Here is a 26,497-nt window from a genome sequence, read left to right as displayed (position 1 = left end):
TTTATTAAGTCACCGTTCTGGAACCCCCTCAATGACGACGGAAAATATCCATAAGCATCGCATTCTGATTCTCGATTTCGGCTCGCAATATACTCAGCTGGTGGCACGCCGCGTGCGCGAGCTTGGCGTTTACTGTGAACTCTGGGCATGGGATGTGAGCGAAGAGCAGATTCGCCAGTTCAACCCAAGCGGCATCATCCTTTCCGGTGGCCCGGAGAGCACCACCGAACTGAACAGCCCGCGTGCGCCGGAATATGTCTTTAATGCTGGCGTGCCGGTCCTCGGCGTCTGCTACGGTATGCAGACCATGGCGATGCAGCTGGGCGGCGCCGTTGCCGGTTCAAACGAACGTGAGTTCGGTTATGCGCAGGTTGAAGTGACCACGCCAAGCGCTCTGGTTCGCGATATCGAAGATGCGATCAGCGCGGCCGGTAAACCGCTGCTGGATGTCTGGATGAGCCACGGCGATAAAGTCACCGCTATCCCGGCTGACTTCGTAACCGTTGCCAGCACCGAAACCTGTCCGTTTGCCATCATGGCGAACGAAGAGAAGCGTTTCTACGGCGTGCAGTTCCACCCGGAAGTGACCCATACCCGTCAGGGCCTGCGGATGCTTGAGCGCTTCATCATCGACATTTGTGAATGTGAAGCCCTGTGGACGCCAGCCAAAATCATCGAAGATGCGGTAGAACGTCTGCGTGAGCAGGTAGGAAATGACAAAGTTATCCTCGGTCTGTCTGGCGGTGTAGATTCATCGGTAACGGCGATGCTGCTGCACCGTGCCATTGGCGACCGTCTGACCTGCGTGTTTGTGGATAACGGTCTGCTGCGTCTGAACGAAGCGCAGCAGGTGATGGATATGTTTGGCGATCACTTTGGTCTTAATATCGTCCATGTTCCGGCTGAGCAGCGTTTCCTGGACGCACTGGCAGGTATTGATGAACCTGAAGCCAAGCGTAAAACCATTGGTCGCGTCTTTGTGGAAGTGTTTGACGAAGAAGCGCTGAAGCTGGAAGACGTTAAGTGGCTGGCGCAGGGCACCATCTATCCGGACGTGATTGAATCGGCGGCGTCAGCCACCGGAAAAGCGCACGTCATCAAGTCGCACCACAACGTTGGCGGCCTGCCGAAAGAGATGAAGATGGGCCTGGTTGAGCCGCTGAAAGAGCTGTTCAAAGACGAAGTGCGTAAGATTGGTCTGGAGCTGGGCCTGCCGTACGACATGCTGTTCCGCCATCCGTTCCCGGGCCCGGGTCTGGGCGTGCGCGTGCTGGGCGAAGTGAAGAAAGAGTATTGCGATCTGCTGCGTCGTGCCGATGCTATCTTCATCGAAGAGCTGCACAAAGCGGATCTCTACAACAAAGTCAGCCAGGCGTTCACCGTCTTCCTGCCGGTTCGCTCGGTCGGTGTGATGGGCGATGGCCGTAAATATGACTGGGTGGTTTCACTGCGCGCGGTGGAAACCATCGACTTTATGACCGCTCACTGGGCGCATCTGCCGTATGATTTCCTGGGCCGCGTCTCTAACCGCATCATCAATGAAATCAACGGGATCTCCCGCGTGGTGTATGACATCAGCGGTAAGCCACCGGCGACGATTGAGTGGGAGTAATCAGCCTGTAGCCGGTTAACCCTGACGATGTTCAAGCCCGCTTCTCAGCGGGCTTTTTTCTGCCCTGGCTGCCCGCCGAACCGCCGTTTTAACCTTTCAGCACATCCGCACCCGAACCTGGTGATTTTCTGTTCACTTTGCCGCAAATTGCGCTATTCTGCTGGTCAGCAAAAGCACGTCGGGTTTCCTGTCTGACGCCCGCTTTTGACTCGCCGCTTTTACCGATTATCCATGTCTCAAAGCCGCCGCTTACGGAAACCGCCCGCACCGCAGGCGTTTCCTGATTCTGACGCCACCAGGAATGTTGTCATGCTCTCACTCAAAGTGTTCAGCCTGTTTTTTGTTGTCGTATTGCTGCTCTCTCTGGGAGCCAGTATCGCCCAGGCGACCCGTCACAGCGAAACCGCAGAGCGGGGCGGCTGGTGGTCGGCGCGACGCGATTCAGCCGGTATGGCGCCCGACCCGCGCGCCTTCGCTAATCTGGCTATCGTGCAGGTCTATGCCGCGCCCACCTATGGCTGGAAAGGGCGGGTCGCGGTGCATCCCTGGATTATCTTCAAACGTGCCGGTGAAACGCACTACAATCGCTATGAAGTGATCAGCTGGGGCAGTGGCGATAAAGTGCGTCACAATACCAATCTTCCCGATGGCTACTGGTATGGTGCAAAACCGCGGCTGCTGGTGAACCATCGCGGTCCTGAGGCAGAAGCGATGATCCCGCAGATTGAAGCGGCCATTCAATCCTATCCCTGGCCGACGACCTATCACGCGTGGCCGGGGCCCAATAGCAATACTTTCCTGGCGCACATTGGTCGCGAAGTCCCGGCCTTAAAACTCGATTTGCCTGCCAATGCCCTGGGCAAAGATTACCGGCCACTGTGGCGTCCGGTCGGGCTGCCGCCATCCGGGCGAGGTCTGCAGGTATCGGTTCTGGGTGTGGCAGGTGTCACGCTCGGAGCGGAAGAGGGGTTCGAAGTGAATCTGCTGGGTCTGAACATGGGCCTCGACTTTACCCCGTTCCGCCTGCGGTTGCCGTTTATTGGCGGGCTGGGTAACGACAACCTGCAGCAGGATAAGCCCTGATCGTCTGGCCCCGCTAACGGGGCCGGTTTGTTTCAGCACACGCCAAAATCGCCCTCTTCGTGATAGAGGTTGACGCTCTCTGCCTTCACTTCAATCTCTTTTTTGGTCGCATCATCCACCCTCGCGCAATACAGGGTGTCACCTTCAACGCGCAATACCTGCATTTTAGGGCCACCGGTTTTCGACTGAACAAAATCCTCTGCTTTAAACATAGTTTCTCCGTCGTGAGTCGTGATTGCTGCCAGCATCGCGCTGACATTTTTTAAGTAACGTTTTCCAGTTTAGATCCTGACCGTTTTACTGTGTGAAAAAGTCTGCGTAAGCTCAGCCGGACAACAATATTTTTATCAGTTGTCATTTGACAACTTGTTAATCCGGCGGGAGGATAGGGAGGACGTGCGAAAGGAGAGGCATATGGAATATTGTTTTACATTACGGTTCAGCCTGCCGGAAGGGCATGCGCCGGCAGATGAGATGATGGAAGGGCTGGCCGCAGCCGGCTGTGACGATGCGCTGATCGGTCTGGGGATGCCGGGGCGAATCGCACTGGAGTTTACCCGGGAGTCAGGCTCCGCGACGGAGGCACTGGCAGAGGCAGAAGCGGCGGTCCTGCGCGCGATACCGGGTGCTACGCTGGTGGAAGCGGCGCCTGACTTTGTGGGACTGACTGACGTAGCCGAGCTGATCGGCATGTCGCGCCAGAACATGCGCAAGCTGATGCTCAGCCACCGCCCGCCATTTCCGCTGCCGGTGCATGATGGCAAAACCGCCATCTGGCACCTGTCAGATGTGCTGGAGTGGCTGAACCAGCGCGGTAACTATGTGCTGCCGGTGGCGACCCGGGAACTGGCGCAGGTGACGCGCCAGCGTAATCTCAGCGGGTCACTGCAACGCTACGGTCTGCACGCCTGAGGGTCAGTGCGTGGTCAGAAACAGCGTCGCCAGTCCCAGGAAGATAAAGAATCCGCCGGTGTCGGTGATGGCGGTAATCAGAACGCTGGAGCCGACGGCCGGATCGCGCTTCAGTCTGGTCATCACCAGCGGTACCAGCACGCCCATCAGCGCCGCCAGCAGCAGATTAAGCGCCATGGCCAGCATCATGACGCCGCCCAGCGCCATATTGTCATACATCAGCCAGGTGATGCCGCCCATGATGCCGCCCCAGAAGAGGCCGTTGATCAGTGCCACGCCCAGTTCACGGACGATCAGAAACGAGAAGTTACCCGGCTCCACCTGATGCAGCGCCAGCGCGCGCACAATCATGGTGATCGTCTGGTTACCGGTATTGCCCCCGATCCCGGCCACAATTGGCATCAGTGTCGCGAGGGCGACGATTTGCGAGATGGTCCCTTCAAACAGCCCGATAACGCGTGAGGCAACAAAGGCGGTACAGAGGTTGATCGCCAGCCAGGCCCAGCGTTTACGGACTGACTTATGCACCGGGGCAAAGACATCCTCTTCCTGACTGATACCACCCATCTTACGGATATTGCTTTCGTTTTCGGCATTAACCAGGTCGATGATATCTTCAATGCTCACACGGCCAATCAGTTTGCCTTTTGCATCGGTAACGGCGGCAGAGATGAGGTTATAACGTTCAAAGGCGCTGGCGGCGTCTTCTGCCTTGTCATTAAGCTGGAAGGTGGTGGGGCGTGCGTTCATCACTTCACTCACCAGCGTTTTGGGCTTATTCAGCAGGATATCGGTCAGCAGCAGTTCACCCAGCAGCTGATTATCTTTATTCGTGATGAAGAGCTTATCGGTGCCGCCCGGCATACTTTTGCGCTTGCGCAGGAAACGCTGCACCGTCGCCAGCGTGACATCTTCACGCACCGTCAGGATGTTGAAATCCATCACCCTGGCGACGCGGTCGCGGTCAAACTGCACCATGCTGAGCATCCGGGCGCGCAGGCCAGGTTCCACAGTGGCCAGCAGGCGTCCGGTCAGGTCACGCGGCAGATAGCGCGCCAGCCAGACCTGATCGTCGATATCCAGCGGCTGGATGGCGCGCAGAATATCGCGGTCGCTCATCTCCTCCGTGAGGCTGGCCCAGACCGTTTCTGACGCTTCAACCAGCACGTGACCGCGCCGCTCGTTTGGCACCAGCCGCCACAGCGCCTGGCGCTCCTCTTCCGGCAGGGCTTCGAGAATATCGGCAAGGTCAGCGGCATGCAGCTGAAGAATATCCTGTTCCAGCGCTTCACGCTGGGCCGCATTTTCACGTTGCTGTTCAGGCGGCTGATCGCCGGATTTCTCCAGCAGGGCATCAACCAGATCGTGTTCATTGAGCAGCAGCGTCAGAATGCGATGACGGGTTTCACTTAAACGTTGAGAGTGAGAGGCAGACACATTGGATCCCTTTAGTCTGAAAGCACCAGCACGAAGTGTAGCGTTTCGCCTGAAAAAGGGATGCAAAAAAGCGTCCGATCGGTCGGATAAGGTTTTAAATTCAGTTCAGAAGGGGACTGTGCGTTAGCGGGTATCGCCTGATGTCACTGTAACCGGTCCAGGCGTCGCTTTCTGTTGCTGATGATGTTCGAAGGCAGCAGGCAGGATGAAAATCAGGCGACTAAAGAGAATGATAAAACTGATCAGCAACACGATGCGGGTCATGGTGCCGGTTTTCTGACGTCTTCGGGGAGAAATAGCGCTGTTCACGCGGGGTGGTTCCTGTAGTGACCCTCATCGGGGCGATTGCAATATTTAGTCACAGTCGCCCGATGAAATCAATCGCTGTTGAAAAAAACAGCAGATAATGATCAGTAACTCGCTTTCTGCGCCAGCAGCGTGGCAAAGCGGCAGGTGATGCGCTGGCCGTTTTCATCTTTACGGTGCAGCTGGCCGGGATGCTCGTTGTACTTCACGATGTGCCAGTTGCGATAGTAGTGACTGAGTTCACCCGATTTAAACGCAAAAGAGAAATCAGCCGGGCAGGGCATATCGTCCGTATTCATCGCCGCGACAATCAGGTTAAAGCCATATTTCACCGTGCAGGCCTGCATGTCCGCAATCAGCTGTGGAATGGTCTGCGGCTGCAGAAACATCATCACCACGGTCGACAGCACAAAGTCATAGCCGCCATTGAAGCGCGTCGTGTTCAGGTCATGCTGCGCGGTGTGGATACCGCTGAGGTTTTCCTGCGTCACAATCTCCTGCAGGCGCGCCAGACTTTGTGGATTGTGATCCCACGCCGTTACGTCAAATCCCTGCTGATTCAGAAACAGCGTGTTACGGCCCACGCCACAGCCAAGATCCAGCGCCTTGCCGACGGTGAGCTGGGGCAGAGCCGCAACCACTTCAGAGTGAGGCGGAGTCAGGCCATAGGTTTCGGCGAAGTAGTTTGCGCCTGAAAGCAGTGTGGTTGGTTGTGTCATAGTCATCAGTTCAGTTAAAAGGGCGCCTGGCGCCCGTAAGGTCAGGCTTCTTCTTTAAGGATCAGTTTCCATCCCGTCACGTCATTCCAGTAAACCTGCTCACGTTCGAGATCGAGCTGAACCAGGTTGTTCTGACTGAAATAGCCTGTAGGAAAGGTCAGCGTCCAGTGGCCGTCATCACACTTCAGGCTTAACGCATCCGGGCGCGTCGTGGCCTGGCGCTGATTATTGAGCAGCGTACCCAGGCGCAGCAGGAAAATCAGCGGAATAAACTGCTTTTTCTTGAACAGCGTGACGCGCGGCAACTCATCAAGTTTAATCGCTTTGCGATGGAATCTGACCAGCGCAGCCAGCAGCATCTGCTGATCCTGATTGAAACCGGGCAGGTTGGTGTTTTGCAGGATATAGGCGGAATGGCGCTGCAGCGCGCTATGGTTAATGGTCAGGCCCACTTCGTGCAGCATGGCCGCCCACTTCAGCAGCGCAGCCAGTTGCGGATTGGCCAGCTTAGGATTCTGCTCGCTCCACTGCACATAAAGCTGCTCGGTGGTGTCAAGCACGCGTCGCGCCTGATCGCTGTCGATGGCGTAGTGATTCGCCAGACTCTGTGCGGTCCGGCTGCGAATATCCTGATGGCGGAAGCGGCCTTCCATCTCATAGAGCACGCCTTCACGCAGTGCACCGTCAGAGAGGCGCAGCTCGCGGATCGCCAGCGCATCAAATACGCCACAGAGAATCGCCAGTCCCGGCACGAAGACGTTTTTGCGCTCTTCAGAGAGGCCCGGCAGGCTCAGTGCCGCAAAGGATTTATGCTTCATCACCTCGTCATAGAGCTTGTCGAGACGCTCAGGGGTGATCAGCTTCTCTTTCTCATCCATCGCCTGCAGCACTTCACAGGCGGCTTTGATGGTTCCGGACGCCCCCAGCGCATATTTCCAGCCATGCAGACGATACTGCCACGCCAGCGTTTCCAGCTTCTGCGCGGCCGCTAAACGGGCACGACGGAAGTTTTCACGGCTGATTTCTCCCTTAGGGAAATAGAGCTGGGCGAAACTGACGCAGCCCATGCGGCGGCTCTCAACCAGCTGCGGTTCAAAATCCTCGCCAATCACCAGCTCGGTTGAGCCGCCGCCGATGTCGATCACCAGCTTGCGGCCTTTTTCCGGCTGCGTATGCTCCACGCCCATAAAGATCAGACGCGCTTCTTCATGACCTGAAATCACCTCGATCGGGTAGGGGATCACCTCAGCCGCCCGCTGCAGGAAGGTTTCGGCGTTTACCGCCTCACGCAGCGTATGGGTGCCGACAATCGTCACGTTGCTCGGGCTGAACCCCTGCAGGCGCTCGGCAAACAGCGCCAGACAGGCTAAGCCGCGCTCCATCGCCTCTTCGCTGAGTTTGTGCTGAGCATCCAGCCCGTCAGCCAGATGGACGCGCTGCTTCAGGCGACCCAGCACCTGCATCGCACCGTCGACGACCCGCGCAATCACCATATGGAAACTGTTCGAGCCCAGGTCAATCGCCGCAAACTCCTGGGGTTTAGGCGTACTTTTATGAGAAATTGGCATAGGATTTAGTCAGGTTGTTCCAGTTTCTTGATGTAATCATAGATGGCCAGCTGCGAGCGCACTTTACGGCGATTGCCTCGCTGGACGTAATGGTTACTCAGCTCTTTGTCGACGATGCGGGCTTTCACCGTATCACTCAACTGAATGGCAATAATGTCGAGTATGCGCTGCCGGATGCGCGGATCGAGAATCGCCACCGCCACCTCGATACGGTAATCAATATTACGCGTCATCCAGTCAGCGGAGGAGAGGAACACCTTCTTATCGCCGCCATTCTCAAAAATATAGACGCGATCGTGTTCCAGATAGCGGTCAACAATACTGATGACGCGAATGTTCTCGCTGATCCCCGGCAGATCCGGGATCAGTGAGCACATGCCACGCACCAGCAGATTGACTTTTACCCCTACGCTGGAGGCTGTATAAAGCCGATCAACCAGCCCTTTGTCCACCAGATTGTTTATTTTCAGAGTAATGCCGGAGGGCTTCTGCTGCTGGGCATTGGCGATTTCGGTGTCGATCAGTTCATACAGCATCCGGCGTGAGTTCTGCGGAGACACCATCAGGTGATCGAACGTTACGGGCCGGTAGGGGTTCTCAATAAAGTTGAACACCCGACGCACTTCGTTGGTGATACGCGCATCGGCGGTCAGCAGGGAGTAGTCCGTGTAGAGCCGGGCAGTCTTCTCGTTAAAGTTGCCGGTGCCGATGTGGGCATAGCGCACAATCTCTTCCCCTTCACGGCGTGAAATCAGGAACAGCTTGGCGTGGATTTTCAGGCCAGGGGCGGAGAAAATCACATGCACACCGGCTTCGGTCAGGCGTTTAGCCCAGTAGATGTTGGCTTCTTCATCGAAGCGCGCCTGCAGCTCAACCACCACCGTGACCTTCTTACCGTTATAGGCGGCGTGGATCATCGCATCCATGATGCGCGAGTGTTTGGCGACGCGGTAAATATTGATTTTGATCGCCAGCACGCTCGGGTCAAACGACGCCTGACGCAGCAGCTCCAGCACATGCTCAAAGGTGTGATAAGGATAATAGAGCAGCACGTCGCGGTCGCGGATCGCATCAAAGCCGTTGCGGTAGCCGTCAAAGCCGATGTGGCGGATCTGCGGCAGCGGACGATTTATCAGGTTGTTTTTGCCGACGTTCGGAAAGCCGATGAAATCTTTAAAGTTGTGATAGCGACCGCCGGGCAGAATCGAATCGAAGTTAGAGATAGAGAGCTTGTGGCACAGCAGTTCAACCATCGCCTCCGGCATATCGCGCTGATAGACGAAACGCACCGGCTCTGCCGTCAGTCGCTGCTTCAGGCTGGAGGACATCAGCTCCAGCAGGCTCGACTCCATCTCCGTCACCAGATCGTACTCGGCGTCACGCGTCATTTTCATGGAATAGGCGTTGAGCGCGTCGTAGTCGTAAAAGCCTTTGAAAATATCATCCAGGCAGTAACGTAAAATGTTGTCGAGCAGGATCATCGGCTTACGGCGACGTGGTGGCTCCGCCGGAAGATTGATAAAGCGCGGCACCTTGTCGGACGGGATCTCCAGCAGCGCATAGCGGATGTCGTCACCCCGGATAATCTCGACCGCCAGGTAGGTGTAGTCATCTTTAAGAAATTCGGTCAGGTCGGTTTCATGGGTGATCAGAATCGGCGAGATGTGCTGACGCAGCTCATGCTTAAAGTAGTGACGCAGCCACGCCTGCTGATTGGGCGACAGCTGACGTTCGTTGATCAGGAAGATCTGGTTGCGTGCCATCTCCAGCAGCAGCTCGTTATAGAGGGCATCGAACTCCTGATCGGACTTCATCACCCGCTGCTGAATTTTCTTAAACAGATGACGTGGCGTACTGGCGGAACCCTGCTCTTCACCAATCAGAATACGGCGTTTCAGGTCGGCAAAACGCACTTTATAGAATTCATCGAGGTTGTTGGAGTAGATACCCAGAAAGCGCATCCGCTCAATCAGTGGATTGCTTTTATCTGCCGCTTCCTGCAAAACCCGTTCATTAAAGGATAACCAGCTCAATTCTTTTTCAATATAAAGCTTTACCTGACCCATTCTCACTCCATTTAGCGGTTGCAGGACTGAAGATCCAGTGTCCCTGAACATTATGGCGAGAGTATGGCAGCGTTGTCCAACGCCAGGAGTTGTCTTATCAACCCGCTACGGGCAACATAGCGGCTTATTTCAGCCTGCTGCCGGAACCGCATGAGCGTAAACCACATTCCTGTCCAATTCAGCGATCGTAAGCGTCGTGCCATTGACCGCCTGACGCGGCGGCTGGTCACCTGCTGCGGCGTGGCGATCCTGCTGCTGATGCTGCTGCTGTTCTGCTGGCTGATAGGAGTGGTACTGCCGCTGTTTACGGCGCCGGGTCTGCAAATCGCCTCCAGCCAGCAACTCTGGGATCGTGCGCCTGCATTAGCGATGGGCAATCAGGACAAGGTCGGCTGGCGTATCAGCGATCGCGGCGCGGCGCGCTTTATTCCGCTGGATGGGCAGCCCGCAGAACCGGCACTGGCGCTGACGCCGCCACCGGATGCGATTGTGCAGAGTGCCGACGGGCAGACGCTGCTGCTCAATATTGAGGGAGCGCTGACGCTGCTGCAGCCTACAGCCGACCAGCAGTGGCGCTTTCCCCTGGGCGACAAACCCTTTCATATACCCGCTGGCGCGGTGACGAAGATGGCGCTGGCAACCCGCCATGCCGATCAATGGCGCATCGCGGCGCTCACCCAGGCCGGGCTTCAGGTGCTGACGATTGGCACCGATCGTCAGGCTTCCATTCTCTCGCTGCCTCAGCGTCAGCTCGATCTGCTGGCGCTTTCACCGACAGGCGATCTGCTCTACACCACGGAAGGCAATCTGCTGCGCGTCTGGCAGTTGGGTGATGCACAGGCCTCATTACGCGAAACGCACACCCTGCCGCAGCCGCCGCAAAGCCTGCACCTGCTGGTGGGCGGTGCAAGCCTGCTGATTCAGGATCGCAGCGGCGTGACACAGTGGTTTGCTGTGGCCGGCGAGCAGGGGCCGCGCCTGCAGCGCATAAAGACCTTCGCGCAGAGCGACGGTGAGACGCTTCTGGTGACGGAGCCGCACCGTCGCGTGTTCGCCACACTCAGCAGGCAGGGGCTGCTGCGGCTGTTCGCCAGCAAGCAGAGCGGCCCGATACTGGAGCGTCAGCTGGCGCCTGGCATCGTACAGGCGCAGTTTTCACCCCGCGGCGACAGCCTGCTGATTGAGCGTCCAGGACACTGGCAGATGCTGCGGCTCGATAACCCGTGGCCCGACGTCACGTGGCGTAATTTCTGGCAGAAAATCTGGTATGAGAACTATCCCGCGCCGGACTGGGTCTGGCAGTCGACCGCCGCGGGCGACGGCTATCAGGCAAAGTTCAGCCTGGTGCCGATGGTGACGGGCACGCTGAAAGCGGCCGGGTTAGCACTGCTGTTTGCCACGCCGCTGGCGCTGGCCGCCGCCATGTACACCGCGTGGTTTATGGCCCCCGGCCTGCGACGCTGGGTGAAACCGGCGATAGAGATGATGGGGGCGCTGCCGAGTGTGGTGGTCGGGCTGATTGCCGGACTCTGGCTGGCGCCGCACATTGGTCAGGCCCTGCTGGGGGTGCTGCTACTGCCGCTCACCCTGGCGGGCGCGCTGCTGCTGTGCGGGGTATTCAGCGCCCGCTTACCGCCGCGCTGGCGTCAGCCCGGTCGCGAAGTGCTGATTCTGCTGCCGCTGCTGCTGTCAGTGACGCTGCTGACGCTGTGGCTGCCCGCTCAGTTTATGCCGGATGCCGGCGACTGGCTGCCGCATTATGAGCAGCGAAATCTGCTGGTGGCCGCACTGGCGATGGGCTTTGCGCTGGTGCCGCTGATCTTTACCCTCTCGGAAGATGCGCTCTTCAGCGTCCCTGCGGCGCTGGGACAGGGCTCGCTGGCGCTGGGCGCGACGCCGTGGCAGACGCTGACCCGCGTGGTGCTGCCCGGTGCCTCTGCCGGTATTTTTGCCGCGCTGATGGTCGGTCTGGGGCGCGCCGTGGGAGAAACCATGATTCTGCTGATGGCGACCGGTAACACGCCGCAAAGTGAAGGGGGCCTGTTCAGCGGCCTGCGCGCGTTGTCCGCCAATATCGCTATCGAGATGCCGGAAGCGGCGGCGGGCAGTGCCCACTACCGGGTGCTGTTTCTCAGCGCTCTGCTGCTGCTGCTGTTTACGCTGGTTATCAACACCATTGCAGAGCTGATCCGGCAGCGGCTGCGTCAGCGATACAGTCAGCAGGAGGAGCAGGCATGAAGGTGATGCGCCAGAACGATCGCTGGCGGTGGTTAACCGCCGGCGCGGTAGCCGTCTGCCTGCTCGCCTTTACGCTGCTGATTGGTTTGCTGGCCTGGCAGGGAGTGCGTGCCTTCTGGCCGCAGCGCGTTGACCTTTACAGCTTCAGCCAGCCGGAGGGCGGCGAGACGCGCCTGCTGGGTGAAACGCTGGAGCATCAGCGGCACTTTCCCGCCCCGGCCGATGAGCAGGGCAATCAGGGGGAGAAGGTTCATCGTTATCTGATTAAGACCGGTAACCGGGAGTGGGACGCGCCCGATTTCCGCGTGGTTTACAGCCGTCAGGCGGCGCAGATCACTCAGCCCGCCGATGTCATGGTGCTGCAGCGGCGCGGCCACGGTCAGGCCTATGGCTGGTTTGTCGGGCTGCGTGAAGACAATGAAGAGTTAACCGCCAGAGACCCGGATGCGCTGCTGCATCAACGGCTCGGGCAGGTGCAGACCCTGGTGCGCCAGGCCAGCCAGATCCGTCGGGTCGATATGGCGCGTCTCAACAGCCAGCGGGAACAGTTAGACGAGCAGGCGGAGGCACGACGGGCCGCCGGACGCTTTGATCTGCAGACCGAGTCGGAATTTCAGGCCAATCAGGCCGCCCTGCAGCGCCGTTTCAATCAGCTGAGTGAGACGCTGGCCTCTCTGCAGCAGCAGAGTCAGCGCGATCTGCTGATCCTGCGGGATGTACACGGCACCGAACATGCGATTCCGCTGACCGACATTGTGGACAGCTGGAAGCCCAATGCGATGACGGCAGGCGGCAAAATGCTGCATTTCCTGCATCAGCTGTGGCGCTTCGTCAGCGACTCCCCTGCGGAGGGCGAGAGTGAATCGGGCGCGTTTCCGGCCATTTTCGGCACCGTGCTGATGGTGCTGCTGATGTCGGTGGTGGTGATGCCGCTGGGCGTGATCGCGGCAATCTGGCTGCATGAATATGCCGGACGTCATGCGCTGACCCGGCTGGTGCGGATCGCGGTGGTCAATCTGGCGGGCGTCCCCTCGATTGTCTATGGCGTCTTTGGCCTGGGCTTTTTCGTCTGGCTGGTGGGCGGCACGATCGACCAGCTCTTCTTCGCCAGCGCACTGCCCAATCCGACGTTTGGCACGCCAGGGCTGCTGTGGGCCTCACTGACGCTGGCGTTACTGACGCTGCCGGTGGTCATTGTCGCGACCGAAGAGGGGCTGTCCCGTATTCCCAACAGTCTGCGACAGGGTTCGCTGGCGCTGGGCGCAACGCAGGCGGAAACCCTGTGGAATGTGGTGCTGCCTATGGCGGTGCCCGCGATGCTGACCGGTCTGATCCTGGCGGTGGCGCGGGCGGCCGGGGAAACCGCACCGCTGATGCTGGTGGGGGTAGTAAAAATGGTGCCGGAGCTGCCGGTAGACGCGGTGTTTCCTTATCTGCATCTGGATCGCAAGTTTATGCATCTGGGCTTCCAGATTTACGATCTGGCGTTTCAGAGCCCGAATATTGAAGCTGACCGGCCGCTGGTGTTTGCCACCGCGCTGCTGCTGGTGCTGATTATTCTGTCGCTTAATCTGCTGGCGATGGCCCTGCGTCACCGTCTGCGTGAACGCTATCGCCTTATGACTCAATAACAGGCTATGACTATGACGTCCGACACGGATATGGCGCTTACCGTTAACCATCTGTCGCTGTGGTATGGCGAGCGCCAGGCGCTGCAGGATATTTCGATGCAGGTGCCGAAAAACAGGATCACCGCGCTGATTGGTCCCTCAGGCTGTGGTAAATCGACGCTGCTGCGCTGCTTTAACCGCATGAATGATGTGATCGATCACTGCCGGGTTGAGGGAGAGGTGCTGCTGGGCTCGCTGCCGATACTGCGACCGGAGCAGGATCTCTCCGCGCTGCGGCGTCGGGTCGGGATGGTGTTTCAGCGGCCGAATCCGTTTCCCAAGTCGATCTATGAGAATGTGGTTTACGGGCTGCGCCTGCAGGGGGTACGCGACCGGCGGGTGCTGAACGAAGCCTGTGAGCGTGCGCTGCGTGCGGCGGCGCTCTGGGGCGAGGTGAAAGATCAGCTGTCTCAGAATGCGCTGACGCTCTCGACCGGACAGCAGCAGCGGCTGGTGATTGCCCGCGCTATTGCGATTGAACCGGAGGTTCTGCTGCTGGATGAGCCGACCTCTGCGCTGGACCCTATCTCGACGCTGGTGATTGAAGAGCTGATGACCACGCTGAAGCAGCATTTTACGCTGGTGCTGGTGACGCACAACATGCAGCAGGCCTCTCGCGTGTCAGATTACACCGCGTTTATGCATCAGGGCGTGCTGGTGGAGTTTGATGAGACCGACCGTATCTTCACCGCGCCGAAACAGCGCCGGACCGAAGATTATATTACGGGGCGTTACGGCTGAGTCCGCAACGGGAAAGGGGCGCTCTGCGGGATATCACACCGGCTCAGGGGGCTTGTGTCCTGCGTAAAGACGCAAAAGACGCCCTCCATGGCGGGCTCAGCGCGGGCCCTCCATGGCCCGCTATGCTTTACTCCGGACACAGGTCCCCATCGCTTCAGGTTTAACAGCTGTCTGTGTGACTTCCCGTCTATCAGTCGTTAGCATAGCCCTGCGGCGGCAGCGGTTCGCCATCCAGCCAGGCCTTACCGTCACGCATCGCCAGCCGTCCCTCAACAAACCAGTCGATGACCAGCGGATAGATGGCGTGCTCCTGATGCTGCACCCGCTCCGTGATCTCCGCCTCCGTGTCGTCGGCAAAAATCGGCACTTTTGCCTGCAGGATCACCGGCCCGCCATCCAGCTCGTCAGTGACAAAATGCACCGACGTGCCATGCTCGCTATCACCGTTCTCCAGCGCCTGACGGTGCGTATGCAGGCCCGGATATTTCGGCAGCAGGGAAGGGTGAATATTCAGCAGGCGATCGTGAAAATGGGCCACGAATGCGCTGCTGAGAATACGCATATACCCCGCCAGGACGACAAGGTCGGGCGAGTACGCTTCAATCTCAGCGATCAGCTGGCGATCAAAGGCGTCCCGGTCGGTGAAATCGCTGGCGGCCAGCGCGTGAGCCGGGATGCCCGCCTCACGCGCCCGCGTTAAGCCAAAGGCAGCGGCGCGGTTGCTGAACACGGCAGCCACGCTGCCGTGAATGCGCCCGCTGGCGCAGGCGTCAAGGATGGACTGAAGATTGCTTCCGTTGCCGGAGATCAGTACAACCAGCTTTTTCATCCGTTGATGACCACACGCTCTTCCGCCTCTGACGCTTTGATCACGCCGAGCTTCCAGGCTTTCTCTCCGGCCGCTTCCATCAGCGCGATCGCTTTATCCGCGTCGGCCGGGCTCAGGGCGATGACCATCCCGACGCCGCAGTTAAAGGTACGGTACATCTCGAAACGGCTGACGTTACCGGCCTGCTGCAGCCAGCTGAAGACGGCCGGCCACTGCCAGCTCTTCTCATCAATCACCGCCTGGGTGTTGTCGGGCAGCACGCGAGGAATATTTTCCCAGAAGCCGCCGCCGGTCAGGTGTGCGATAGCATGCACATCGACCTGTTCAATCAGGCTCAGGATATTTTTCACGTAGATGCGGGTCGGTTCCAGCAGATGATCAGCCAGCGGTTTGCCTTCCAGCTGTTCGGTCAGCGGATCGGTGTTGCTGACTTCCAGAATCTTGCGCACCAGCGAATAGCCGTTGGAGTGCGGGCCGCTGGAGCCGAGAGCGATCAGCACGTCGCCATCCTGCACCTTGCTGCCATCAATGATTTCTGATTTTTCCACCACGCCCACGCAGAAACCGGCCACGTCGTAATCTTCGCCGTGATACATGCCTGGCATCTCGGCCGTTTCACCGCCGACCAGCGCACACCCTGACTGCAGACACCCTTCGGCGATGCCGGTGATCACCGCAGAGGCAGTGTCCACGTCCAGTTTGCCGGTCGCGTAGTAATCCAGGAAGAAGAGCGGCTCAGCACCCTGCACCACCAGGTCGTTAACGCACATCGCCACCAGGTCAACACCAATGGCGTCGTGACGTTTGAGATCCATCGCCAGACGCAGCTTGGTACCAACGCCATCGGTGCCGGAGACCAGCACGGGTTCACGGTATTTTTGCGGCAGCGCGCAAAGCGCACCAAAACCGCCCAGTCCACCCATCACTTCCGGGCGACGCGTCTTTTTCACTACGCCTTTAATACGGTCAACCAGGGCATTACCAGCATCAATATCAACACCGGCGTCTTTGTAACTGAGAGAGGTTTTGTCGGTCACTGCGAGGTCCCCACGCGAGTTGCGGTTGGTGGTTAAAATAAAGCGCGGCAATTCTAACAGTGCAGGCAAACGTTTGCGAGTCCGGGATTGCGCATCGGACAATTTTCATTAATCCTTGTTTTATCCCGGCCAGACTCGCGGCTTTGCGCAAGGACAGGTGGCGCAGAGCGGAAAAGGCGGTATAATCCCGCGATTTTTTTTTAGCTCAACTCATTCCGGGAGAACACCAATGAAGATCGTGGAAGTCAGACACCCGCTGGTCAAACATAAACTGGGCCTGATGCGTGAGCATGATATCAGTACAAAGCGCTTTCGTGAGCTGGCGTCTGAAGTGGGCAGCCTGCTGACCTACGAAGCGACCGCCGATCTGGAAACGGAGCGCGTCACCATTGAGGGCTGGAACGGCCCGGTTGAAATCGATCAGATCAAAGGCAAAAAGATCACGGTGGTGCCGATTCTGCGTGCCGGTCTTGGCATGATGGAAGGGGTTCTGGAGCACGTTCCCAGCGCCCGTATCAGCGTGGTTGGGGTTTACCGTGATGAAGAGACGCTGGAGCCGGTTCCCTATTTCCAGAAGCTGGTTTCTAACATCGAAGAGCGCCTGGCGCTGGTGGTAGACCCGATGCTGGCGACCGGGGGCTCAATGATCGCCACCATCGACCTGCTGAAAAAAGCGGGCTGCACCAGCATTAAAGTGCTGGTACTGGTTGCCGCCCCGGAAGGGATCGCTGCACTGGAGAAGGCACACCCTGACGTTGAGCTCTACACGGCGTCCGTGGATCAGGGACTGAATGAGAAGGGTTACATCATTCCCGGACTCGGCGATGCCGGGGACAAGATTTTCGGAACCAAATAAATCGCATAGCCGACCAGAGAGTCGGCTTTTTTTTGCAAAAAAAAGCTCTCCGACCGGGGCGGGTTTGCCGCAGGGCTGACCCGCGTGCCTGAGGCTGTGCCTGAAGCGCGCACCCGTGGGGAAAATAACATAAGGGGATAAATGATGACTCGTCGCGCCATTGGCGTCACTGAACGACCGCCGTTACTGCAAACCATTCCACTCAGCCTGCAACACCTGTTCGCCATGTTTGGTGCCACAGTGCTGGTGCCGATTCTGTTTCACATCAACCCGGCGACGGTTCTGCTGTTTAACGGCGTCGGCACGCTGATCTACCTCTTTATCTGTAAGGGCAAAATCCCCGCCTATCTCGGTTCCAGTTTCGCCTTTATCTCGCCGGTACTGCTGTTACTGCCGCTGGGCTATGAGGTGGCGCTGGGGGGATTTATCCTCTGCGGGGTACTCTTTTGCCTCGTGGCGCTGATTGTTAAACGCGCGGGAACCGGCTGGCTGGACGTGATGTTTCCGCCAGCGGCGATGGGCGCGATTGTCGCCGTAATCGGTCTGGAGCTGGCGGGCGTAGCGGCCAATATGGCGGGCCTGCTGCCGGCAGAAGGCAGTGCACCCGACAGTAAAACGGTGCTGATTTCGCTGGTGACCCTGGCCGTCACGGTGTTTGGTTCGGTGCTGTTCCGCGGCTTCCTGGCGATCATCCCTATCCTGGTCGGCGTGGTGGCGGGTTATCTGCTCTCCGCGTTTATGGGCATCGTGGACTGGCGCGGCGTGGTCAGTGCCCCCTGGTTTGCCCTGCCGACCTTCTATACGCCGCGCTTTGAATGGGTGGCGATGCTGACGATTCTCCCCGCCGCGCTGGTGGTGATTGCCGAACATATCGGGCATCTGGTGGTCACGGCTAACATCGTGAAGAAAGATCTCATCCGCGACCCTGGCCTGCATCGCTCAATGTTCGCCAACGGCTTATCGACGGTGATCTCCGGCTTCTTTGGCTCCACCCCGAACACCACCTACGGCGAAAACATCGGCGTCATGGCGATTACCCGTGTCTACAGTACCTGGGTAATTGGCGGTGCGGCGATTCTGGCGATCCTGCTCTCCTGCGTCGGCAAACTGGCGGCGGTGATCCAGGCGATCCCGGTGCCGGTTATGGGCGGCGTGTCGCTGCTGCTGTATGGCGTGATCGGCGCTTCGGGTATCCGCGTCCTGATCGAATCGAAAGTCGATTACAACAAAGCGCAAAACTTGATCCTGACCTCGGTGATCCTGATCATTGGCGTCAGCGGCGCGAAGGTGCACATCGGCGCGGCAGAGCTGAAGGGCATGGCGTTAGCGACGATCGTGGGCGTCGGACTCTCATTGATCTTCCGGGTGATCTCGCTGCTGCGTCCGGAAGAAGTGGTGCTGGACGCCGAAGAATCCCGCGAGCCCTGATCGCATCGTAACGGACAGGATCGGGGCAGGGACGCCCCATTCATCTCTTTCTGAAAACTGTGGTAGACTTCCCCCGATTTTTTGCTTGTTCTCTTGCTGAGGTGCTTCTGAACACGCCGGCACAATTGTCATTGCCACTCTATTTACCTGACGATGAAACCTTCGCCAGCTTCTGGCCGGGGGAGAACCCGTCGCTGATTGCCGCGCTGAAAGGCGCTCTCAGCCAACAACATGGCAGCTATCTCTACTTCTGGTCACGCGAAGGCGGCGGGCGGAGTCATCTGCTGCACGCCGCGTGCGCCGAAATGTCCGCTCGCAGTGAAGCGGTGGGATATGTGCCGCTGGACAAACGCACCTGGTTTGTACCGGAAGTGCTGGAGGGGATGGAGCAGCTGTCACTGGTCTGCATCGATAACATTGAGTGCATTGCCGGTGAGCCGGAGTGGGAGATGGCGATCTTCGATCTCTACAACCGCATTCTGGAAACCGGCAACACGCGGCTGTTCATCACCGGCGATCGTCCACCGCGCCAGCTGAATCTGCAGCTGCCGGATCTCGCCTCGCGCCTGGACTGGGGGCAGATCTATCGCCTGCAGCCGCTCTCCGATGAAGATAAACTGCAGGCGCTGCAACTGCGCGCCGGGTTGCGCGGCTTTGAGCTGCCGGAAGATGTGGGACGCTTCCTGCTGAAGCGACTGGATCGTGAAATGCGCACCCTGTTTGAAACGCTGGATCGGCTTGATCGTGCCTCGATCAGCGCCCAGCGCAAACTCACCATTCCCTTCGTTAAAGAGACGCTCGGCCTTTAAAGAATGTCGAGCACCGCTTCCGGCGGACGTCCGATTCGCGCCCGATCGCCCTTGATCACAATCGGCCTTTCAAGCAGTTGCGGATGGGCGGCGAGCGCGTCCAGCAGCGCACTTTCCTCTTTATCACTCAACGCCAGTTCGCTGTAGAGCGCTTCTTTCGTCCGCATCAGCTGGCGTGCGCTCTGCATCCCCAGCTTCTGCAGCTGACTCTGCAGCGTCTCGCGGTCAGGCGGCGTCTGCAGATAGAGCACCACTTCCGGTACAAGGCCGCGGGTGTTCAGCAGGGCCAGAGTTTCGCGGCTCTTGCTGCAGCGCGGGTTGTGGTAAATCGTCACCATGTCAGGCTCTCCTTTTCCGGCTGTTATGCTCAGCCTTTCTGATATTGTTTGAAACGCTGCTGCAACTGACGCAGCTGATCGATACGGGCATCGTAGCGCGCCTGCTTCAGGCTGCCGAGCGGCACCTGGGCGCTGGCGCTGCTCAGTGCGCTAATCGCCTGATCGAGCTGACCATTCAGTGCCAGACTCTCGGCCCGCGCCGAGAGCTCCTCATCATTCAGCCCCTGCTGAGCAGAAGCCTGCGCCAGTAAATCCCAGCCGTTGGGGTCATCCTTGTTTGCCCAGGTGTAGCGATTCAGAATGCGGCTGGCGCTGGCATACTGTTTCGCTTCTACATAGGCATTCGCCAGGTTGAGCTGCACCACCGGGCTGTTTTTCGCCCCGGTAGCCGCGGTGAGCAGGGCAATCGCCTGCTGCGGCTGGTTCAGACCGATATCGATATCGGACATGATGTCGAGGAACCAGACATTACCGGGCTGCTTCGCCAGCAGCGGGGTCATAATCCGCTTCGCGTCGGCAAAACTCTTCGCCTGCAAAAACTGTATCGCTTTGCCATATTGTGAGGCCAGCTGCTCACGCGAATTGCCGCTGGCATACTGGCTCAGCAGTTCGTCAGTAAGCTGATTGCGCCCGGTGGAGTACATGCCCAGCGCCCGTACCTTCGCCAGATAAAAATCTTCCGTCGACTGCACGACCACTGGCCGCATCTGGTTGGCGCGGTTTCGGGCATCCGCCAGACGGCTGTCGGGCAGGGGGTGCGTCAGCAGAATTTCCGGTGGCTTTGACGAGAAGCGGCTCTGATCGGCCAGCTTCTGCAAAAAGTTCGGCATCGCCTGCGGATCGAATCCGGCGCGCTGCAGCACCTGAATCCCGATGCGATCTGCCTCCTGCTCATTGCCCTGGGTAAAGCTGATGATCCCCTGCTGGGTGCCCGCCAGCGTACCGGTCAGTGCTGCCATGCCCGCCTGCGGACTCGCCATCGCCAGCAGAATAGAGCCCAGCGCACCGACCCAGGTCAGCGGCGCATTGCGCTTCTGATCTTCCATCGCGCGCGCCAGATGGCGCTGGGTAACGTGAGAAATCTCATGCGCCATTACCGACGCCAGCTGGCTTTCATTCTCGGTAAAGCGGAACAGCGCGGAGTGCAGCACCACATTGCCGCCAAAAAAGGCAAAGGCGTTCAGCTCATCGTTCTGTATCAGAAAGAAGTGGAACGGCGTTTTCACCGAGTCAGCGTGCGCAACCAGGCGCTGGCCGAGCTGATTGATGTACTGATTGAGAAGCGGATCGTTGATCAGTGGTGCGCTGGCGCGAAGCTGGCGGACATAGAAGTCGCCCATCTGCAGCTCCTGATTAATCGACAGCGTCGAACCGGCCGTGGTGCCAATATCGGGAAGAGAATCACTGACATCAGCGTAAGCCGGTGACAGCGTGGACAGAATGAGCGTCGGCAGAAGCGCGGCGATCAGCGTTTTTTTTAACCGGTTCAACATGCCTTAATCCTGTAGAGAGGCTCTGAAAAGAGACAGGTGCGCAGCGGGTAGGTTCCCTTTTCCGCAGATAACGACGGTTTGCGCCTATCTTAACCAGTGCCCGAAAAGAAAGAAATGCTGTTTTCGGGGCCAGCCGGCGGCGCGGTTTGTGCAAGATCAGCGAATATGACGAAAAAATTTGAACATTCCTGAAACCTAAACCGTAGTTAAACGGATAAGCCGGGGCAGGGGATTGCCCGCGGCGGCGCGCAATTATACAACGGCTTATTTACGCTGCTGATTGAGTCCGGCATGAATAAAGCAGAATCTTCTGTCGGTCTTCTGACGTTAATCCGCTTTCCTTTTTAAAGTTATGTAAATTCACTCAAAAAAACTGAATATGGCATGATTTTTTCCAGGCCAAATCTGAAAAAAACAGCGAAACGCATGGGTTTAATCCTTTTTTTACATTGATAAATTCAATCGTTATTCCGGCCATATCTGTTTTTTTCTATTTAACGCTGGCTGTTATTTTTTAAATCTTTCCCCTGTCGCCATAAATCAGGCGGACCTTATCGCGGGCCAGTGATAAAAAGACGGTTTTTAGTTGCTAATGAAATTTTTCGATTAATTCAGGCGGTGAATCATTTCTGCTGTCATCAGCAGCGTGCCTGCCCGACTTTCCTTCAGGAGAGAATCACGTCCGCGCTGTGATATAGATAGCCGACCTGATTCAGTCCTGAATCGGCCAGAGATTATTTGCCGGAGAGAAGTGTTATGCGTTCAGCTATTTCGTACGCGTTAATCGCCATTATCGGTGGCGTAGTGGGTGCGGCTGTTACACAGAGTGGCACTATTTATGACAAAGTCACACGCCATTTTGCCTCAGAGCCTCAGGAACCCGCCGGATTCTGGAGTACACCAGCGATTGAAGGCTACGGCAAAATTCATTATGAGCCTGATGCCGCTTTTAAGCCGGTGCCGGGTCTGAGTAATAAAATTGTTTTTCAGATCACCCGCAGCGATGGCGCGATGACCGCACCCAATCTGGGACTGGAGCGCGTCGCGCGGGTAGTGAATCTTTATATCGCCTCTGGCGTTCCGGCCGATCAGCTGAAGTTTGTGGTTTCGGTTACCGGTGACGCGACCCCCGCCATGCTGGATAACGCCCATTTCAAACAGTTTTATGGCATCGACAATCCCAACCTGAAGCTGATTAACGAGCTGAATCAGGCGGGCGTAAAAGTCTCCGTGTGCGATCAGTCGGTGGCCTTCCACCACTATCCCAACAACTGGATTGATAAATCCGTTGTGCACGCGCTTTCCAGTCCAACCACGGTCTCAACGCTGCAAAACCAGGGGTATGCGTGGCTGGCAATGTAATTAACGTTTTATTTAATCGGGAGAATATCTGATGCGTCCAGCAGCTTTAGTGGTGGTGGCAGCCGTCGCGGGATTTATTGGCGGCAATGTTTTACAGCTGCCCGCTTTATTTGGTAAGGCCAGCGATAAACTGGCGGAGAATAAAACCGAGCCTGCCGACTTCTGGAGTACACCGGCAATTGAGGGGTATGGCAAAATACATTATGTCGATACGCCAGCCTTTAAACCCGGCACAACGACAGGCCTGAGTAATAAAATCGTCTTTCAGATCAACCGCAGTGAAGGCGATATCCGTAAACCGAATCTCGGTCTGGAGCGCGTCGCGCGTGTAACCAACCTCTATTATGCGGCGGGTGTTCCGCTCGACCAGCTGAAATTTGTGGTATCCATTAACGGCGACGCGGTTTCATCTGCCCTGAATAATGCGCAGTTCAGCAAAGCCTACGGTGTCGATAACCCGAACCTGAAATTAATCAGCGAACTGAAAAAAGCGGGTGTGCAGGTCACTATCTGTGACCAGTCAGTGGCGTTTCATCAGCTGGAGCGTGACTGGATCGACCCGATGGTCACCCACACGATCTCCAGCGGCACAACAGTCGCCACCCTGGAAAACAGCGGTTACGCCTTCCTGATGCTCTGATCCTCCTGACAGCGGCGTCATCGCCGCTGTCATCTGCTGTGCTTTGCTTTTCCTGTAAGGCGGACCGGCCTTACTCCTTTCTTCTCACCGGATGCGCCCTGTCGCTTCAGGCTGGCCTTAATTGCCGCGGCTCCTACGATAAAACGTCATGTTTACCGGGGTTCGGGACCACTATCTATCGTGCTTTTTCCCTGTCAGCAGAGAAGCCCTGATCATTAAATCAGTGCCAGGATAATTTGTATTTAGTCGGCTGAAATTTGTCTTAATGCTGCTCAAAAAGGCCAGCAGGGTGTAGACTTAAGCCCGGATTATCAGCTGGCTTTCATTAAAAAAATAATCAGGCATTCATGACATGACTTCCTTCTTCGGGGCGGCAACGCCATGCTAAAGCTGTTTCGGCCTAAAGCCGATTTGCGCAATCTCATCGCCCTGCTGGTCATTGTCAGTATTGTCATTACGCTCGCCAACACACTTTACGCCACCTGGCGGGTGCAGCGTCAGGTGCTGATCGATTCCACGCTTGAAGCTAACCGCGCCTATGCCGCCAAGCTCGCCTCTACCAGCGAAATCTTCTTCCAGCTGGCGCAGTCACAGCTGCACTTCAGCGCCAATCAGCTCAGCCGTGACTTCAATAATGATGCGTTGCTGAGCAGTGAGGTCAACCGCCTGCGTGAGCAGACCACCAGTTTTAACTCGGTGGTGGTGGTGGATGGGCAGGGCGTGGTCAAAGCGATCTCGCCTGAGTCCCTGACCCTGAAAGGCATGCATCTCACCAGTGATGCCTCGCGCGAAGCGCTGACGCTGCGGCAGCCGGCAATCAGCAAACCGACGCTGTCACCGGCCAACAATCTGCTGGTTTTTGTCTCGTGGCCGATCTGGAGCGAACAGGGCGACTATCTGGGCTACGTCGGCGGCACCATCTATCTGAAAAAGAAAAGTATTCTGAATGCGCTGCTGGGTGAACAGTTCTACCGCGATGGCACCACGGTCTATGTGCTCGACAGTAATAATGAGGTGCTGTATCACCAGAATCGTCAGCTGGTGGGCAAAACCCTGCCTGCCATCGTCAGTCCCAACGGTGAGGAGACCAACGGCTCGCTGATGATGACCGGTGCGGGAGAATCCACGCAGCTGGCAGGCTATGCCGTCGTTCCGACCACCGGCTGGACGGTGGTGGCCCTGAAGCCCATCAATGCCACGCTCGATCCGCTTTCCGGGCTGTTAATGAAAGTGCTGAAAAACTCGGTGCCGTTTGCGCTGCTGACCCTGCTGGTGGCTGTGGTGCTGGCGCGACTGATCGCCCGCCCGCTGTTTCAGCTGGCGCGCAAAGCCAGCCGGATGGATGCGCAGGGCGTCTCTAAGGAGATTGGCGGTATCAGCGCCTGGTATTTTGAGGCCGCACAGGTGAAGCGCGCGCTGCTCACCGGTATCGGCCTGGTGCAGGATAAAATCGGCCGTCTCAGCTCGGAAGCGCAGACCGATCCGCTCACCCAGCTGCTGAATCGCCGCGGGCTGAACGCGGTCCTGGAGTATTACCGCACGCTGCGCCAGCCTTTCGCGGTGCTGGCGCTGGATATCGACCATTTCAAAAACGTTAACGACAGCTGGGGCCATGACGTCGGTGATCGGGTGATTCAGCAGGTGGCCAGCACGCTGCGTGCCAGCGCCCGTCACTCGGATGTGGTGTGCCGCAACGGCGGAGAGGAGTTTCTGATGCTGCTGCCAGGAACGTCGCTGGATGAAGCGCAGGTCATCGCAGAGCGGGTGCGGCAGGGCATTGCAGAAGCCTGGCTCAGGGATGTGGGGCGGATTACCCTCTCCATCGGCGTCGCGGCCTGGAAAGGAACGCAGGATGCCGGGCTGGAAGTGAGCCTGAAACAGGCGGATGCCGCGCTTTATGAGGCAAAGAATGCCGGGCGCAACTGCGTTATCGTGGTCCGATCTTAACGGTTCGGGAAGCGGGGAGGGCGGGGAAGGAGAAAGAAGAAGGGCGCGGCACCCAGGCTACCGCGCCCTTACGATCAGGCGGACTTGACGTAATCCAGCACCATGTCGTGGTGATTCGAGGTTTTGAAGTTATCAAACACTTTCTCAACCTTGCCCTCTGCATCCACCAGGAAGCTGATGCGATGAATGCCGTCATAGGTTTTACCCATAAACGTTTTTTCACCCCAGACGCCAAACGCCTGGCAGACTTCATGGTTTTCATCTGAGAGCAGGGTAAAGTTCAGCAGCTCTTTTTCCGCAAAACGTGACAGTTTTTCCGGTTTGTCGGTGCTGATACCCAGCACTTCCACACCCGCTTTTTTCAACTCATCCATGTTGTCACGCAGACCGCACGCCTGCACGGTGCAGCCTGGCGTCATCGCTTTCGGGTAGAAGTAGACCAGAACGCGCTGTCCCTGGAAGTCGGTCAGATTCACTTGTTCGCCGTCCTGATCGGGCAGGCTAAATGCGGGTGCGGTGTCACCGGCTTTCAGTGGATTCATCACATCTCTCCATTTTTTTATTCAGGCTGTGGGTAATACACCATCCAGCGAAAAACAACCAGAGGGAACGTTACCATCAGGGGGTATTTCACCACATAGCCGGTCACGTTTCAGTGGCAGTAATGTGGAGAAATAACTCCGGTTTATTTGCAAAGTTTAGCGCACCGCGCTGACAGATTCGCTGCTGTCGGCGTCTGACACACTGTAGAGGCGCAGCGTGCCCTGGGCATTCAGCTCCTGACACAGCGCATTGAACGCCTGCTCAAAAGTGGTGCCGCTGGTGCGTGTCGGACTGTGTGCCGTCATCTGAATATAGAGTGTCGGCGGCAAACCCTGTTGCGCGGGGGTGATGCGCGACACCAGTTCGGCCACGTTCATCTGATGCTTATCAATGAGATCGGTAAAGCGCTCGATGATGTGCGGTGAATCGGCGACCTCAACCTGGATAAAGGCGGTATCAGGCATCGGCGGGCGTAACCGCGCGTTGGTACGCTTCATGACGATCAGCAGCTCCAGCTCTGCCCCTTTCAGCGGCAGCGTCGATTCAATCAGCGTGATCGCATTCCAGCTGCCGGACAGCAGCATGATAAACGTGAACTCATCCCCGAGCATGGCAAGACGGCTGTCTTCAATATTGCAACCACAGCTGCTGACGTGTCGGGTAATGGTGTTGACGATACCCGGACGGTCAACACCGAGGGCGGTGATCACCAGATGATGGGGCTGAGATTGCGACAAAATGGCTTTTCCTCTGCTTTCGCTAATAACCATAAGGTAAACATAAAAAAAACTGCTGACAAGCGCGGGAATGGCGTGGCTTGCTTGCTTTTCCCTAAGCGTAAAACGTACCATGAAGCACTTGTT

General features: G+C 57.5%; 24 protein-coding genes. 12 read left to right on the top strand and 12 right to left on the bottom strand.

All coding sequences use genetic code 11. The features are described from left to right. Positions 1–31 precede the first annotated feature (31 nt). Complete coding sequence (gene guaA / locus AC1V0D_RS10235) at positions 32–1,612, top strand: glutamine-hydrolyzing GMP synthase (RefSeq protein WP_009088749.1); 1,581 nt, start codon at positions 32–34, stop codon at positions 1,610–1,612. Between the two features lie 309 nt (positions 1,613–1,921). Further along, positions 1,922–2,695 carry a DUF3750 domain-containing protein gene (locus AC1V0D_RS10230; RefSeq protein ID WP_046102365.1) on the top strand — a complete coding sequence of 258 codons (774 nt, stop codon included), beginning with the start codon at positions 1,922–1,924 and terminating at the stop codon, positions 2,693–2,695. Positions 2,696–2,727: 32 nt separating this feature from the next. Here the strand turns inward: AC1V0D_RS10230 and AC1V0D_RS10225 are convergent, their stop codons facing one another. Continuing rightward, positions 2,728–2,907: a hypothetical protein gene (locus tag AC1V0D_RS10225; RefSeq protein ID WP_009088756.1), complete on the bottom strand. Its 180-nt coding sequence runs from the start codon at positions 2,905–2,907 to the stop codon at positions 2,728–2,730. Between the two features lie 202 nt (positions 2,908–3,109). Here AC1V0D_RS10225 and AC1V0D_RS10220 point away from each other — a divergent pair, with 202 nt between their 5' ends. Then, positions 3,110–3,607, top strand: coding sequence for a helix-turn-helix transcriptional regulator (locus AC1V0D_RS10220; protein WP_482907361.1), 498 nt, complete (start codon positions 3,110–3,112; stop codon positions 3,605–3,607). A gap of 3 nt (positions 3,608–3,610) precedes the next feature. Here the strand turns inward: AC1V0D_RS10220 and mgtE are convergent, their stop codons facing one another. The 5 genes from mgtE to ppk1 all read right to left on the bottom strand — a co-directional run bounded on the left by mgtE (position 3,611) and on the right by ppk1 (position 9,703). Continuing rightward, complete coding sequence (gene mgtE / locus AC1V0D_RS10215; RefSeq protein ID WP_009088760.1) at positions 3,611–5,044, bottom strand: magnesium transporter; 1,434 nt, start codon at positions 5,042–5,044, stop codon at positions 3,611–3,613. Positions 5,045–5,167: 123 nt separating this feature from the next. Then, entirely contained in the window at positions 5,168–5,353 is a 186-nt protein-coding gene (locus AC1V0D_RS10210) for a YfgG family protein (RefSeq protein ID WP_033736145.1), read from the bottom strand. Between the two features lie 101 nt (positions 5,354–5,454). Next, a complete protein-coding gene (tehB, locus tag AC1V0D_RS10205) occupies positions 5,455–6,069 on the bottom strand; it encodes a tellurite resistance methyltransferase TehB (protein WP_009088764.1) in 615 nt (204 codons plus the stop codon). Positions 6,070–6,110: 41 nt separating this feature from the next. Further along, on the bottom strand, positions 6,111–7,637 hold the full coding sequence (ppx, locus tag AC1V0D_RS10200) for an exopolyphosphatase (RefSeq protein WP_058957409.1): 1,527 nt from the start codon (positions 7,635–7,637) through the stop codon (positions 6,111–6,113). A 5-nt stretch (positions 7,638–7,642) separates the two neighbouring features. Further along, a complete protein-coding gene (ppk1, locus tag AC1V0D_RS10195; protein ID WP_046102362.1) occupies positions 7,643–9,703 on the bottom strand; it encodes a polyphosphate kinase 1 in 2,061 nt (686 codons plus the stop codon). Positions 9,704–9,853: 150 nt separating this feature from the next. Here ppk1 and AC1V0D_RS10190 point away from each other — a divergent pair, with 150 nt between their 5' ends. Genes AC1V0D_RS10190 through pstB form a run of 3 tightly spaced genes read left to right on the top strand, consistent with a single transcriptional unit; the run spans position 9,854 to position 14,352 of the window. Then, positions 9,854–11,941, top strand: coding sequence for an ABC transporter permease subunit (locus AC1V0D_RS10190; RefSeq protein ID WP_482907360.1), 2,088 nt, complete (start codon positions 9,854–9,856; stop codon positions 11,939–11,941). Next, complete coding sequence (gene pstA / locus AC1V0D_RS10185) at positions 11,938–13,572, top strand: phosphate ABC transporter permease PstA (protein WP_482907359.1); 1,635 nt, start codon at positions 11,938–11,940, stop codon at positions 13,570–13,572. Before AC1V0D_RS10190 ends, pstA begins: the two co-directional genes overlap by 4 nt. A 12-nt stretch (positions 13,573–13,584) precedes the next feature. After that, complete coding sequence (gene pstB, locus AC1V0D_RS10180; protein ID WP_482907358.1) at positions 13,585–14,352, top strand: phosphate ABC transporter ATP-binding protein PstB; 768 nt, start codon at positions 13,585–13,587, stop codon at positions 14,350–14,352. Positions 14,353–14,542: 190 nt separating this feature from the next. On the opposite strand, the gene purN is transcribed toward pstB, so the two are convergent. After that, positions 14,543–15,181 (bottom strand): phosphoribosylglycinamide formyltransferase, encoded by a 639-nt coding sequence (gene purN, locus AC1V0D_RS10175; protein WP_058957413.1) that lies wholly within the window; start codon positions 15,179–15,181, stop codon positions 14,543–14,545. Beyond that, positions 15,178–16,218 (bottom strand): phosphoribosylformylglycinamidine cyclo-ligase, encoded by a 1,041-nt coding sequence (gene purM, locus AC1V0D_RS10170; protein WP_009088773.1) that lies wholly within the window; start codon positions 16,216–16,218, stop codon positions 15,178–15,180. The genes purN and purM overlap by 4 nt, the downstream gene beginning before the upstream one ends. Before the next feature lie 229 nt (positions 16,219–16,447). Between purM and upp the strand changes: the two genes are divergently transcribed. The 3 genes from upp to hda all read left to right on the top strand — a co-directional run bounded on the left by upp (position 16,448) and on the right by hda (position 19,311). Continuing rightward, positions 16,448–17,074: a uracil phosphoribosyltransferase gene (gene upp, locus AC1V0D_RS10165; protein WP_009088774.1), complete on the top strand. Its 627-nt coding sequence runs from the start codon at positions 16,448–16,450 to the stop codon at positions 17,072–17,074. 144 nt (positions 17,075–17,218) lie between these two features. Beyond that, on the top strand, positions 17,219–18,502 hold the full coding sequence (gene uraA / locus AC1V0D_RS10160) for a uracil permease (RefSeq protein ID WP_046102358.1): 1,284 nt from the start codon (positions 17,219–17,221) through the stop codon (positions 18,500–18,502). A gap of 107 nt (positions 18,503–18,609) precedes the next feature. Further along, positions 18,610–19,311 carry a DnaA inactivator Hda gene (hda, locus tag AC1V0D_RS10155; RefSeq protein ID WP_219854829.1) on the top strand — a complete coding sequence of 234 codons (702 nt, stop codon included), beginning with the start codon at positions 18,610–18,612 and terminating at the stop codon, positions 19,309–19,311. Here hda and arsC read toward each other — a convergent pair. Beyond that, positions 19,308–19,649, bottom strand: a complete 342-nt coding sequence (gene arsC, locus AC1V0D_RS10150) for an arsenate reductase (glutaredoxin) (protein ID WP_482907357.1) — start codon at positions 19,647–19,649, stop codon at positions 19,308–19,310. The genes hda and arsC overlap by 4 nt on opposite strands. A gap of 29 nt (positions 19,650–19,678) precedes the next feature. Then, positions 19,679–21,142, bottom strand: a complete 1,464-nt coding sequence (bepA, locus tag AC1V0D_RS10145; protein WP_009088781.1) for a beta-barrel assembly-enhancing protease — start codon at positions 21,140–21,142, stop codon at positions 19,679–19,681. 756 nt (positions 21,143–21,898) lie between these two features. On the opposite strand from bepA, the gene AC1V0D_RS10140 reads away from it, so the two are divergent. The 3 genes from AC1V0D_RS10140 (at position 21,899) to AC1V0D_RS10130 (ending at position 25,091) form a co-directional block, all read left to right on the top strand. Continuing rightward, positions 21,899–22,504 carry a DsrE family protein gene (locus AC1V0D_RS10140; RefSeq protein ID WP_009088784.1) on the top strand — a complete coding sequence of 202 codons (606 nt, stop codon included), beginning with the start codon at positions 21,899–21,901 and terminating at the stop codon, positions 22,502–22,504. 31 nt (positions 22,505–22,535) lie between these two features. Next, a complete protein-coding gene (locus AC1V0D_RS10135) occupies positions 22,536–23,144 on the top strand; it encodes a DsrE family protein (RefSeq protein WP_009088786.1) in 609 nt (202 codons plus the stop codon). A 381-nt stretch (positions 23,145–23,525) separates the two neighbouring features. Continuing rightward, positions 23,526–25,091 (top strand): sensor domain-containing diguanylate cyclase, encoded by a 1,566-nt coding sequence (locus AC1V0D_RS10130; RefSeq protein WP_009088788.1) that lies wholly within the window; start codon positions 23,526–23,528, stop codon positions 25,089–25,091. Between the two features lie 74 nt (positions 25,092–25,165). On the opposite strand, the gene bcp is transcribed toward AC1V0D_RS10130, so the two are convergent. Together bcp and AC1V0D_RS10120 are read right to left on the bottom strand one after the other, a co-directional pair. After that, positions 25,166–25,633, bottom strand: a complete 468-nt coding sequence (gene bcp, locus AC1V0D_RS10125) for a thioredoxin-dependent thiol peroxidase (protein ID WP_009088790.1) — start codon at positions 25,631–25,633, stop codon at positions 25,166–25,168. 156 nt (positions 25,634–25,789) lie between these two features. Further along, positions 25,790–26,371, bottom strand: a complete 582-nt coding sequence (locus AC1V0D_RS10120) for a glycine cleavage system transcriptional repressor (protein WP_058957416.1) — start codon at positions 26,369–26,371, stop codon at positions 25,790–25,792. Positions 26,372–26,497: the final 126 nt, after the last annotated feature.

This window comes from Pantoea sp. PA1 (assembly GCF_056856975.1).
This window is presented reverse-complemented; position numbering and strand designations above follow the sequence as displayed.